This is a genomic window from Streptomyces pseudovenezuelae (genome assembly GCF_029892565.1).
In the GTDB taxonomy this organism is placed as follows: Bacteria; Actinomycetota; Actinomycetes; order Streptomycetales; family Streptomycetaceae; genus Streptomyces; species Streptomyces pseudovenezuelae_A.
The window spans coordinates 197,597-210,308 of sequence record NZ_JARXVH010000012.1 but is presented as its reverse complement, the minus strand read 5'-3'; the positions used below and the strand labels follow the sequence as shown (position 1 = coordinate 210,308).

Annotated in this window: 10 protein-coding genes; 7 read left to right on the top strand and 3 right to left on the bottom strand. The window is 70.2% G+C overall.

Going from position 1 to position 12,712, the window contains the following annotated elements:
* Nucleotides 1–102: 102 nt before the first annotated feature.
* Together ilvC and serA are read left to right on the top strand one after the other, a co-directional pair.
* Nucleotides 103–1,101, top strand: a complete 999-nt coding sequence (ilvC, locus tag M2283_RS33535) for a ketol-acid reductoisomerase (protein WP_280880218.1) — start codon at nt 103–105, stop codon at nt 1,099–1,101.
* Nucleotides 1,102–1,330: 229 nt separating this feature from the next.
* A complete protein-coding gene (gene serA / locus M2283_RS33530; protein WP_280880217.1) occupies nt 1,331–2,920 on the top strand; it encodes a phosphoglycerate dehydrogenase in 1,590 nt (529 codons plus the stop codon).
* A gap of 77 nt (nt 2,921–2,997) precedes the next feature.
* Here the strand turns inward: serA and M2283_RS33525 are convergent, their stop codons facing one another.
* A complete protein-coding gene (locus M2283_RS33525; RefSeq protein ID WP_280880216.1) occupies nt 2,998–4,518 on the bottom strand; it encodes an MFS transporter in 1,521 nt (506 codons plus the stop codon).
* 97 nt (nt 4,519–4,615) lie between these two features.
* Between M2283_RS33525 and M2283_RS33520 the strand changes: the two genes are divergently transcribed.
* Nucleotides 4,616–5,197 carry a TetR/AcrR family transcriptional regulator gene (locus tag M2283_RS33520; protein WP_280880215.1) on the top strand — a complete coding sequence of 194 codons (582 nt, stop codon included), beginning with the start codon at nt 4,616–4,618 and terminating at the stop codon, nt 5,195–5,197.
* On the opposite strand, the gene M2283_RS33515 is transcribed toward M2283_RS33520, so the two are convergent.
* Nucleotides 5,154–6,425, bottom strand: coding sequence for an MFS transporter (locus M2283_RS33515; RefSeq protein WP_280880214.1), 1,272 nt, complete (start codon nt 6,423–6,425; stop codon nt 5,154–5,156). The genes M2283_RS33520 and M2283_RS33515 overlap by 44 nt on opposite strands.
* Nucleotides 6,426–6,472: 47 nt before the next feature.
* Here M2283_RS33515 and M2283_RS33510 point away from each other — a divergent pair, with 47 nt between their 5' ends.
* Nucleotides 6,473–7,888: a PLP-dependent aminotransferase family protein gene (locus M2283_RS33510; RefSeq protein WP_280880213.1), complete on the top strand. Its 1,416-nt coding sequence runs from the start codon at nt 6,473–6,475 to the stop codon at nt 7,886–7,888.
* A gap of 80 nt (nt 7,889–7,968) precedes the next feature.
* On the top strand, nt 7,969–8,712 hold the full coding sequence (locus tag M2283_RS33505) for a DUF1963 domain-containing protein (protein WP_280880212.1): 744 nt from the start codon (nt 7,969–7,971) through the stop codon (nt 8,710–8,712).
* Nucleotides 8,713–8,736: 24 nt separating this feature from the next.
* Here M2283_RS33505 and M2283_RS33500 read toward each other — a convergent pair whose 3' ends face one another.
* The gene (locus M2283_RS33500) at nt 8,737–9,936 is read right to left on the bottom strand and encodes a PucR family transcriptional regulator (protein ID WP_280880211.1); all 1,200 of its coding nucleotides are present in this window, start codon (nt 9,934–9,936) and stop codon (nt 8,737–8,739) included.
* Between the two features lie 161 nt (nt 9,937–10,097).
* On the opposite strand from M2283_RS33500, the gene M2283_RS33495 reads away from it, so the two are divergent.
* Nucleotides 10,098–11,024: a proline dehydrogenase family protein gene (locus M2283_RS33495; RefSeq protein ID WP_280880210.1), complete on the top strand. Its 927-nt coding sequence runs from the start codon at nt 10,098–10,100 to the stop codon at nt 11,022–11,024.
* 37 nt (nt 11,025–11,061) lie between these two features.
* Entirely contained in the window at nt 11,062–12,693 is a 1,632-nt protein-coding gene (gene pruA, locus M2283_RS33490) for an L-glutamate gamma-semialdehyde dehydrogenase (protein ID WP_280880209.1), read from the top strand.
* Nucleotides 12,694–12,712: the final 19 nt, after the last annotated feature.

The window sequence follows — 12,712 nt, the reverse complement described above, 5'->3', positions numbered from 1 at the left end:
GCGGGCGGCCCCGGCCGCCCGCATGGCGAGACCCCCGGACTTCGATTCCGACCGCCGTCATACGGTGGGACGCAACACCTGCACTCAAGGAGAGAACCCAAAGTGGCCGAGCTGTTCTACGACGCCGACGCCGACCTGTCCATCATCCAGGGCCGCAAGGTCGCGGTCATCGGATACGGCAGCCAGGGCCACGCCCACGCGCTGTCCCTGCGCGATTCGGGTGTCGACGTCCGAGTCGGCCTGCACGAGGGCTCCAAGTCCAAGGCCAAGGCCGAGGAGCAGGGCCTGACCGTGCTCAACCCGACCGAGGCCTCCGCCTGGGCCGACGTCATCATGATCCTCGTCCCGGACCCGATCCAGGCCCAGGTCTACGAGGAGCACATCGCCCCGAACCTGAACGACGGCGACGCCCTGTTCTTCGGCCACGGCCTGAACATCCGCTTCGACTTCATCAAGCCCCCGGCCGGCGTCGACGTCTGCATGGTCGCCCCCAAGGGCCCGGGCCACCTCGTCCGTCGCCAGTACGAGGAGGGCCGCGGCGTCCCGTGTATCGCGGCCGTCGAGCAGGACGCGACCGGCAACGGCTTCGCGCTCGCGCTGTCTTACGCGAAGGGCATCGGCGGCACCCGCGCCGGCGTCATCAAGACGACCTTCACCGAGGAGACCGAGACCGACCTCTTCGGTGAGCAGGCCGTTCTCTGCGGTGGTACGGCCGCGCTGGTCAAGGCCGGTTTCGAGACGCTGACCGAGGCCGGCTACCAGCCGGAGATCGCGTACTTCGAGTGCCTGCACGAGCTGAAGCTGATCGTCGACCTCATGTACGAGGGCGGCCTGGAGAAGATGCGCTGGTCGATCTCCGAGACCGCCGAGTGGGGCGACTACGTCACCGGCCCGCGGATCATCACGGACGACACCAAGGCCACGATGAAGCAGGTCCTCGCCGAGATCCAGGACGGCACCTTCGCCCGCGAGTGGATGGCCGAGTACCACGGCGGCCTGAAGAAGTACAACGAGTACAAGCAGAAGGACGCCGAGTCCCTGCTGGAGACCACCGGCAAGCAGCTCCGCAAGCTGATGAGCTGGGTCGACGAAGAGGCGTAAGCCTCGGGGCCGAGGGGCCGGAGCGAGCGCTCCGGCCCTTTGTCCACCTCGTCCGGCCACGGACGGGTGATCCTTCCGCAGAGGCGCAAGACGCCGTTCGCCGCGCCACTACACTGCCGTACTACATACGCGTCAGGCCCACAGCGTCGTGCGTCTCCAACGCGGCCAGTACCCTCCACCGCCAGCGGCCGTCGGGACGGCCGTCCGCAATGGACATGTGAGGACTCACGTGAGCTCGAAACCTGTCGTACTCATCGCTGAAGAGCTGTCGCCAGCGACCGTGGACGCGCTTGGCCCGGACTTCGAGATCCGGCACTGCAATGGAGCGGATCGAGCCGAACTGCTCCCGGCCATCGCCGACGTCGACGCCATCCTGATCCGCTCCGCCACCAAGGTGGACGCCGAGGCGGTCGCCGCGGCGCACAAACTGAAGGTCGTCGCACGAGCCGGCGTCGGCCTCGACAACGTGGACGTCTCCGCCGCCACCAAGGCCGGCGTGATGGTCGTCAACGCCCCGACCTCCAACATCGTGACCGCCGCCGAACTCGCCTGCGGTCTCCTCCTCGCCACCGCTCGCCACATCCCGCAGGCCAACTCCGCTCTGAAGAACGGCGAGTGGAAGCGCAGCAAGTACACGGGTGTGGAGCTCGCCGAGAAGACGCTGGGCGTCGTCGGCCTCGGCCGCATCGGCGCGCTCGTCGCGCAGCGCATGTCGGGCTTCGGTATGAAGGTCGTCGCCTACGACCCCTACGTGCAGCCCGCGCGGGCCGCGCAGATGGGCGTCAAGGTGCTGACCCTGGACGAGCTGCTCGAGGTCTCCGACTTCATCACCGTCCACCTGCCCAAGACCCCCGAGACGGTCGGTCTGATCGGCGACGAGGCGCTGCGCAAGGTCAAGCCGAGCGTGCGCATCGTCAACGCCGCGCGCGGCGGGATCGTCGACGAGGAGGCGCTGTACTCGGCGCTCAAGGAGGGCCGGGTCGCAGGCGCCGGCCTCGACGTGTACGCGAAGGAGCCCTGCACGGACTCCCCGCTCTTCGAGTTCGACCAGGTCGTCGCCACCCCGCACCTCGGCGCCTCCACGGACGAGGCGCAGGAGAAGGCCGGTATCGCCGTCGCCCGCTCGGTCCGCCTCGCCCTCGCCGGTGAACTGGTCCCGGACGCGGTGAACGTGCAGGGCGGTGTCATCGCCGAGGACGTCAAGCCCGGCCTGCCGCTCGCCGAGCGTCTCGGCCGCATCTTCACCGCGCTCGCCGGCGAGGTCGCGGTCCGCCTCGACGTCGAGGTCTACGGCGAGATCACCCAGCATGACGTCAAGGTGCTCGAACTCTCCGCGCTCAAGGGCGTGTTCGAGGACGTCGTCGACGAGACGGTGTCGTACGTCAACGCCCCGCTGTTCGCGCAGGAGCGCGGCGTCGAGGTACGGCTGACGACCAGCTCGGAGTCGAGCGACCACCGCAATGTGGTCGTGGTGCGCGGCACCCTCGGCAGCGGCGAGGAGGTCTCCGTCTCCGGCACGCTGGCCGGCCCGAAGAACCTCCAGAAGATCGTGGCCGTCGGCGAGTACGACGTTGACCTCGCGCTCGCCGACCACATGGTGGTGCTGCGGTACGAGGACCGTCCCGGTGTCGTCGGCACGGTGGGTCGTATCTTCGGCGAGTCCGGCATCAACATCGCCGGCATGCAGGTCTCCCGATCGGTCGCGGGTGGCGAGGCGTTGGCCATCCTGACGGTCGACGACACGGTTCCCGCCGGGGTGTTGGGCGAGGTCGAGGTCGAGATCGGGGCGACGTTCGCCCGCTCGGTGAACCTGGTCTGACGTAACTGGTCTGACGTAGAACAAGCAAGCGCCGGACAGGCTGAGTTGATCAGCCCGTCCGGCGTTTGTCGTTTCCCTCAGTTGTCGCTGACGTGGATCCTCCGCAGTGCCCCCGCCGCCAGCACCGCCGCCCCCGCCAGCAGTACCGCGCCCGCTGTCGACGCCCCCTGCATCCCGTTGGTGAAGGCTTCACGGGCCGCCGAAGCCAGGGCATCTCCCGTGTGCCCGGGCAGTCGTTGGGCGATGGCCAGTGCGCCGCCCAGGGTCTCGTGGGCCGCGGTCGGGGCCGAACTCGGGATGTCGTGGCGGTAGATGGCCGTACCGATGGAGCCGAGGACCGCCATGCCGAGCGCGCCGCCGAACTCCGCGCCGGTCTCCAGCAGCGAGGACGCCGAGCCCGCCCGCTCCACCGGGGCGCTGCTCATCGCGAGGTCGGTGATCTGGGAGATGACCATGACGATGCCGGAGGCGAGGATGCCGCAGGCGGTCAGGACGAGCCAGAGGGAGTCGGTGCCGGCGAGGGCCAGCAGGGCGTAGCCGGCGGCGCCGATCGCGAAGCCCGCGGTGACGACGTAGGCGCGGTTGACGCCCTTCTGGACGAGGCTCGTCGCCAGCGGGGCCGCCATGCCGATCGGCACCGAGGGGAGCAGCGCCCACAGGGCCGCCTCCATCGCGCTCTTGCCGAGCACCGACTGCAGGTACTGCGTGGTGAAGAACGCCGAGCCCATCATGGCGAACGAGGCGACGAGGTTGAGGACGACCGAGGGCGCGAAGCCGCGACCGCGGAACAGGGCCCGGTCGATCATCGGCGAGGCCGCGGTGCGCTGGCGGTGGACGAAGAGCGCGGCGAAGAGCAGTCCTACGGCGATCGAAGCGACGTACCGCAGGTGCCAGCCCTCGGACGGGATCTCCTTGAGGCCGTAGACGACGGGGAGCACGGCGGCCATCGAGAGGGGGACGCTCGGCCAGTCGAAGCGGCCCGGGTCGGGGTCCTTGGACTCGGGGAGCAGGAACGGGCCGATGAGCAGCAGCAGGGCCATGGCCGGCAGGTTGATCAGGAAGACCGAGCCCCACCAGAAGTACTGGACGAGTACGCCGCTGAGCACCGAGCCGAGCGCGATCCCGGCCGTCATCACGCCGGACCACAGGCCGATCGCCTTCGCGCGCTGCCCGGAGTCGGTGAACATCGTGCGGATCAGCGCCATGGTCGACGGCATCAGGGTCGCGCCACCGAGGCCGAGCACTGCGCGCGCCGCGATGAGGGTCTCGGCGCTGTTCGCGTACGCCGCGATCAGGGACGCGGTGCCGAAGGCGGCGGCGCCGATCAGGAGGAGCCTGCGGCGGCCGATGCGGTCGCCGATCGAGCCCATGGTCATCAGCAGGCCGGCCAGGACGAACGCGTAGATGTCGAAGATCCACAACTGCTGGGTGCCGCTGGGCTCCAGGTCGGCGCTGATCGAGGGGATGGCGAAGTAGAGGACCGAGACGTCCATCGAGACCAGCAGCAGCGGGAGCATCAGCACGCCCAGCGCGGTCCATTCACGGCGACCGGCGAGGGGGCCGGCCGGGGGCGCGGTGGTGCTCTTCGAGTTCGTCATGGCAGTGAATGTACACACGTCTTAAACGTTTGTATAGAACGAATGTGTAAGTCATGCGTATGGGACGAGCGTATGGATCGGGGGTAGGGTGGCGGCCATGGGACACCGTGAGGATCTGCTCGAAGGCGCCAAGCGCTGCCTGCTGGAGAAGGGGTTCGCGCGGACGACGGCGCGCGACATCGTGAAGGAGTCGGCGACCAACCTGGCGTCCATCGGCTACCACTACGGCTCGAAGGACGCCCTGCTCGCGCAGGCCTACATCGCGCTGGTGGAGCGGGCGAGCGACGGCTTCGAAGGGGCCGAGGGCGAGGAGCCGGTGGGCGAGCCCGGTTCGCTGGAGCGGTTCCGGGCGGTGTTCACGAACGTCGTCTCCACCATGAGCGAGCCCGGTTCGATGTGGCGGCTCGGCATGGAGGTCATGACCATGGGCGACAAGATGCCCGAGGTGCGCGACCAGTTGGCCCGGGCCCAGCGCGGGGGCGGGCGGGCCATGGTCGCGCTGATGACGACCGTGCCCGAGGCGGACGTCTCCGACGACACCGCGGACTCCCTCGGCGGCTTCTACATGACGCTGATCACGGGCCTCATCGCCCAGTGGACCTTCGACCCGAAGACCGCGCCGGACGCCGAGCGACTCACCGAGGGTCTGCGCCAGGTACTGGAGGGTGTACGGAGGTAGCGGCGGCGGTGACGGTGGGGGTGCCGGTGATCCGGCGGTCGCGCAGGGCCGGGACCAGCGCGCCCAGCATCAGCAGCGCCGTCACGGCGAACGCCCACGGATACCCGGTGACGCCCGCGAGGATGCCGAAACCCGCGGCGCCGACGCCCATGCCACCGTCGTAGGCGAGGTTCCACAGCGCGCTGACCGTGCCGAAGGAGGAGGCGGAGACGCGGGCGTACATCAGGGTCAGGGTGGCGTTCTGGGCGAGGCCGAAGCCGGCTCCGAAGACGGCGGCGCCCGCGACGACGGCGAGCGCGCTCCCGGTCGCGGCGGTGATCAGCAGGCCCGCGGCGGACAGGAGCAGGCCGGGCAGGACGAGCCGGGCGCTGCCGTGCCGGTCGCCGAAGCGGCCCGACACCCAGCGGAACAGGGTCGAGGCCGCGGTCTGCACGAACAGGGCCACCGCTACGAGTCCGGCGGATGCCGACGGAACGGCCAGCGGCAGGAAGGTGACCAGGATTCCGGCGGCCGTGGCGGTGGCCGCGAAGACGATGACGGGCCGGAGCAGGGCGCCGGTGCGGAGGCCCCGGAGGACGCCCACCGTCTCCTCCGACTTCGCCTGCCGGTCCGGCAGCCCGAGCACGGAGACGATCGCCGCGAGTGACGCGACTCCGCCGATCACGGCGACCGTCCCGTACCCCGCGTGCCCGGCCAGCCACAGGCCCAGCGGCAGCGCGACCAGCGACGGAACGCCGGACACCACACCCACCAACGCCAGCCCCTCGCCCCGGCGTTCGGCCGGGATCAGCGTCGCGGTCAGGGCGCCGCCCGCGACGATCGTGAGCGCGAAACCGAGTCCGCGGACGAGGCACACCGCCACGATCCACGCCACGTTCCCGGAGACCGTCAGCACCAGGGCCGGGGCGCCGAGCAGGAACAGGCCGGCCATCAGGACGGTCCGGTATCCGTACCGCGCGACGAGCCTCGGGGTGATCAGTTCGCCGAGCACCGTGGCCGCCATCAGGGAGCCGGTGGCCAGGCCGGCCGCTCCGCCGCCGCCCGCCTCGGCCGCGTAGGCGGGCACCACCGACAGCAGCAGGAAGAAGCTGAGACTCGCGCCGATCATGCTGACGAAACGGAGGAGGAGGGGGCGGCTGAGGAGAGGCGGGCGGACGGTCTTCGGGGACGCGGCCGGGGGCCGGGCATCCGTCGAGGCCGAGGGCGGGGTGTTCGGCGAAGTCGTCATACCAGCGACGTTAGAGACCGACCGGATCGCCGGTAAGATCCAATTCCATGCCAGTACAGTGGGCCGGTTTGTCGCCCGAGCTGCTCCTGGCCGTCGACCGGGACGGCGGGGAGCGGTTGTGCGCGCAGTTGGAACGGCAGTTGCGCGACGCCATCCGCTCGGGCCGACTGCAGTCCGGCGAACGCCTCCCCTCCTCCCGCGAACTCGCCCGCGAACTGGGCCTGTCCCGCGGCCTGGTCCAGGACTGCTACACCCAACTCCAGGCCGAGGGCTACCTCGTTACCCGGGTCGGCTCGGCCACGCGAGTGGCAGCGTGCGCGCAGGTTGAGCAAGCACCCAAGGCGCCGCCCCAGCCCCCGTCCCCCCACCACCTCGCCGACTTCCGCCACGGCGTCCCGGACCTCGGCTCCTTCCCGGTCTCGGACTGGCTGTGGGCGACCCGGGAAGCGGCCCGGACCATGCCGACCTCGGACCTCGACTACGGCGATCCGCGCGGGAGTTCGGCCCTGCGCGAGATCGTCGCCGGTTATCTGCGCCGGGTGCGCGGAGCCGCCGCCGACCCCGCGCACACCCTCGTCTGCTCCGGCTACGCACAGGGCCTCGCCCTGACCCTGCGCGTCCTGGCCCGGGCCGGCGTACGGGTCGTGGCGTACGAGGACCCGGGCGGCCCGGACACGGCGATGGCGGCGGCGGACGCGGCGGGGTTGGTGGCGGTCCCGGTTCCGGTCGATGAATCGGGCCTCGACGTACGGGAGTTGGACGCGACCGGCGCCCGCGCGGTGATCGTGACGCCGGCACACCAGTGGCCGACGGGGGTGGTGCTGGCACCGGAACGCCGGCACGCGCTGGTCGAGTGGGCGGCGCGCAGGGACGCGTACGTCATCGAGGACGACTACGACGCGGAGTTCCGCTACGACCGGGAGCCGGTCGGCACACTCCAGGGCCTGGCGGCCGACCGAGTGATCTCCATCGGCACGGTGAGCAAATCCCTGGCCCCCGCGCTACGCATCGGCTGGCTCCTCTCCCCACCCGCGCTCACCGAAGCGCTCACCGACCTCAAACACATCGCCGACCGCGGCTCACCCACCCTCGACCAACTCGCCCTCGCCCGCCTGATCGAGTCCGGCCGCTACGACCGCCACCTGCGCCGCATGCGCACCCTGTACGCGACCCGCCGCACCGCCCTGGTCGACGCCCTCGCCCAACACGCCCCGGCGGTACGCCTGTCGGGCCTCGCGGCAGGCTTCCACGCGGTGGCCCACCTCGCGTCGGACGCGGACGAGGAGAGGGTCGTGACTGGGGCCCGCGCGCGTGGAGTCGGCCTGTACGGCATGAGCGCGTGCCGTGCTTCGGGGGTGGCGGATCCACCCCAACTGGTCCTGGGATTCGGCAATGTGACGGATCGTGGGATCGCGGAGGGCATTGCCGCTGCGGCGGATCTGCTTCAGCCGGCGAGGACTTGACGGACGGCAGCCGCGGCATCCGGCGCGACCCGTACCCCGCCAAGCGGGGTGTGTCAGACCCTTGAGCAAGACTGTCGGCCATGAACGCACTTGACGAATACTCCGAGGCGGCTCGCAGGCATGGCGTGCCCGAGGAGCTTCTCGGCAGGGCGCTGCGGCTTGCCCGCCCGCGCATCGAGTTACGGGCGATGGAGGACTCCGATGCGCCTGTCGGCGGACAGTATGGGGGCCATCCCGAGCTTCCCCCGGATGTCGAATGGGACGGTTTCCCGGGCTTCGTCGCGTCGGTCGACTGTGCGGCGGTTCCGGTCGGTGAGCTGGACATACCGCTGCCGAAGGACGGGCGTCTGTTGTTCTTCGCCAACAACAGCGAGCCGAGTCACGTCCCCGGGCCCACGAAGGAGGGCGGGGTGGTGTACGTCCCGGCCGGGACGGTGACGACGGAGTGCGTTCCCTCCGAGGAGAACGCGTCCTACACGTGCGAGGCGTACCCCCTGCGAGGCCGGCTCGACTGGTTCATGCCGGATTCCAACAACGAGGTCGCCGACCAGGAAACCGTGCGTCTCATCCACCCGTACCTGCGGGACCACGTCGACGAGACCCTGAACGGCGAACTCACCCTGGGCGGATACGCGTCCGTCATCCATGGCGACCCGGCTCCCTGGCCCGCCGCCGATGACGAAGCGCTCATCCTGCTGGCGCACGCGGACTACACGTTCGTGGACACTCCGCTCAGTTGCGCCGCGTCCTGGCTGATCCACCCCCGGGACCTGGCCGAAGGGAACTTCGGAAACGCGCTGTTCCATGTCCAGGCGTATATGTGACAGAGCCTTGAGCCTTGAACACGCCTACAGCCGCGCCCCCTTCAACCCCATGTGCAGCAGCAGCCGGTCCTCCCCGTCGTCGAGGTCCAGGCCCGTGAGTTGTTCCACGCGGGACAGGCGGTAGTAGAGGGTCTGGCGGTGGATGCCGAGTTCCGCGGCGGTGCGGCCGGCCTGGCCCGCGCAGTCGAGGTAGACCTCCGCCGTGCGGGCCAGTTCGCGGTGGGCGGGGGCGAGGAGGGGAGCGACCGCCGGGTCATGGGCGGAGTCCGGGGGGAGCGAGGTCAGCAGGCGGAACGGGCCGATGTGCGCCCACTCGGCGACCGGCCCGAGCCTGGGCTCCGCCAGCGCGGCCCGCGCCGCCGCCGAGGCCTCCTGCCAGGCCGCCCCCAACTCGGCGATCCCGACCCGGCCGGCGGCGATTCCGGCGGCGGCCGTCCCGGTGACCTCGCCGGCGCTTGTACCCGACCCCGGCTCTTGGTCCAACAGCCGAGCCGCCGCCGAAGTGGCCGGCGTCAGCGTGTCCGGCGAGCGCAGGCGGACCAGGAGGGCCAGGGAATGGGCCGTCGTCCCCCAAGGGACCGTGCAGAGGGCCGTCGCGCCCGGGATCGTGCGGACCGACGGGGCGTCCGAGGGGTCCGGGGAGGGCCAGGGGGCGACGCAGACCACCGTGTGGGGGCCGTTCGCGCGGGCGCCGAGGGCCGTGCGCAGTTCGGCCACCGCCATGTCCCGCTGCCAGCCCCGATCCGCGGTCAGTACGGCCCGCAGCTCCCGGGTCAGGTCTGCCCCGTGCTGTGCCTCGTCGGCGAGCAGGGCGCCGATCCGGCCGCTCACCCGCATGGCCGCCGTCAGCTGGTCCTCGGTGGGGCCGGGATCGTCCTCCAGGAGCCAGACGTAGCCGAGGACGACACCCCGATGGCGGACGGGGAGGCAGATCCGCCCGCGATAGACACCCGCCTCGGGGGTGCGCGGGATGCGGACCGGGCCGGTGGCGCGGGTGATGCCGAAGCCCTCGAACCAGGTCCGGACCGTGGCCGTGGAGCGCCGGGTCAGGATCGAGCGGGTGCGCACGGGGTCCAGCGCGGACGCGTCGAGGTCGCCCTCACTGTCGTAGGCACCGAAGGCGATCAGCTCGAAGTCGCGGTTCTCCAGGGTCGCCGGGGCGCCGAGGAGTTCCGAGATCTCGTCGACCAGCTCCTGGTAGTCGCCGGTGGAATCGGATGTCACCTATGCATTCTCCCGCATTCCCGCCGTGCCTTCATACATCTGTCTGAGATCTGCGGCACGGATGCGTGACAGCTGTCGATGGTCGACGATCGGAGACATCCCTAGGTTTCACGGTGGTTCTCCGTCTGTTCGTCCCGCCTGTTCCGTTGTGGAGGTGCCCCGTGCTGGGTCCCGTGATTCTCGCCGCCTCGCGCAGCGATCAGATGCGTCGGCTGATCTCGGCGGCGCCGGTGACCAAGCAGGTCGTCGACCGCTTCATCCCCGGTGAGACCGTGGACGAGATCGTGCCGATCATCCAGGACCTCACCGCCAGGGGCCTGGAGCTGACGATGGACGTCGTCGGCGAGGACATCACCACCCCCGAGCAGGCCGCCGCCGCCCGGGACGCGTACCTCCAGCTCGTCGACCGGCTGGCGGCGCTGGAGCTGGGCACCCGGGCCGAGATGTCGATCAAGCTGTCCATGTTCGGGCAGGCGCTGGACGGCGGTCACGAGCTCGCCCTCGCGAACGTACGGCCCGTCGTCGAGGCCGCCGCCGCCATCGGTACGACCGTCACGCTCGACGCCGAGGACCACACCACCCTCGACTCGATGTTCGCGATCCACGAGGAACTGCGGAAGGACTTCCCGCAGACCGGCTGCGTCATCCAGGCCTACCTCTTCCGCACCGAGACCGACGCCCGCCGCCTGGCCGAGGCCGGCAGCCGCGTGCGGCTCGTGAAGGGCGCGTACAAGGAGCCCGCCGAGGTCGCCTACCAGCAGAAGCACGAGATCGACAAGGCGTACGTCCGCATCCTGAGGACTCTGATGGAGGGCGACGGGTACCCGATGATCGGGTCCCACGACCCGCGGCTGATCTCCATCGCCCAGGAACTTGCCCGGCGCGCCGGGCGCAAGCTCGACGAGTACGAGTTCCAGATGCTGTACGGCATCAGGAGCGACGAGCACCTGCGCCTCGCCGCCGAGGGTCACCGCATGCGCGTCTACACCGCGTACGGCACCGACTGGTACGGCTACTTCATGCGGCGGCTCGCCGAGAAGCCGGCCAACCTCCTCTTCTTCGCACGATCCACCCTCACCAAGGGCTGACCGAACACCCGCTCACGTACAAGGAGTTACGGATCTCATGGACGCTGTGACCCAGGTCCCCACCCCCGTCAACGAGCCGGTGCACGGCTACGCCCCCGGCTCGCCCGAGCGTGCCCGTCTGGAGGTCAAGCTCAAGGAGCTGGCCGAGAACCCGATCGACCTGCCGATGACCATCGGCGGCGAGCGGCGGATGGGCGGCGGCGAGCGTGTCGACGTCGTCCAGCCGCACAACCACAAGGCCCGCATCGGTACGTACGCCAACGCCACCCAGGCCGACGCCCAGGACGCGATCGACGCGGCCCTCGCCGCCGCGCCCGCCTGGCGCGCGATGGCCTTCGACGACCGCGCCGCGATCATCCTGCGCGCCGCCGAACTCCTCTCCGGACCCTGGCGCGAGACCCTCGCGGCCTCCACCATGCTCGGCCAGTCCAAGACCGCCCAGCAGGCCGAGATCGACTGCCCCTGCGAACTGGTCGACTTCTGGCGCTTCAACGTCAAGTATGCCCGTGACCTGCTCGCCGAGCAGCCCCCGGCGAACTCCCCGGGCGTGTGGAACCGGCTCGACCACCGCCCGCTCGAAGGCTTCGTCTACGCGATCACGCCGTTCAACTTCACGGCGATCGCGGGCAACCTGCCGACCGCGCCCGCCCTCATGGGCAACGTCGTCGTCTGGAAGCCGAGCCCGACGCAGACCCACGCGGCCGTGCTGCTCCTGCGGTTGCTGGAGGAGGCCGGGCTGCCCAAGGGCGTCATCAACCTCGTCACCGGCGACGGCATCGAGGTCTCCAAGGTCGCCCTGGAGCACCGGGACCTGGCCGGCATCCACTTCACCGGCTCGACCAAGACCTTCCAGTACCTGTGGAAGACGGTCGGCAACAACATCGAGAAGTACCGCTCCTACCCGCGTCTGGTCGGCGAGACCGGCGGCAAGGACTTCCTCGTCGCCCACCCGAGCGCGGACAAGGCGGTCCTGAAGACGGCGCTGACCCGTGGCGCCTTCGAGTACCAGGGCCAGAAGTGCAGCGCCACCTCGCGCGCGTACATCCCGGCCTCCATCTGGAACTCCGGTTTCAAGGAGGAGTTCGCGGCCGAGGTCGACTACCTGACCATGGGTGACGTCACCGACCTGTCGAACTTCGTCGGCGCGGTCATCGACGAGCGGTCCTTCGCCAAGAACAAGGCCGCCATCGACCGCGCCAAGTCCGACCCGACCTGCACGATCGTCGCGGGCGGCTCCTACGACGACTCGGTCGGCTACTTCGTCCGCCCGACCGTCGTCGAGTGCGGCGACCCCGACAACGAGGTCTTCCGCACCGAGTACTTCGGCCCGTTCCTCGCCGTGCACGTCTACGAGGACGACGCCTACGACGAGATGCTGACCCAGATGGAGTCGGTGTCGGACTACGCCCTCACCGGCTCGGTCATCTCCAACGACCGCGCTGCGGCGGCGTACACGATGGAGCGGCTCCGCTACGCGGCCGGCAACTTCTACATCAACGACAAGTCCACCGGCGCCGTCGTCGGCCAGCAGCCCTTCGGCGGCGGCCGCGCCTCCGGCACCAACGACAAGGCCGGCGCCCCCCAGAACCTGATGCGCTGGACCCTGACCCGCGCCATCAAGGAGACCCTGGTCGCACCGACCGACTACGGGTACCCGCACATGGGCTGACGGTCTGTCAGGTGACAGC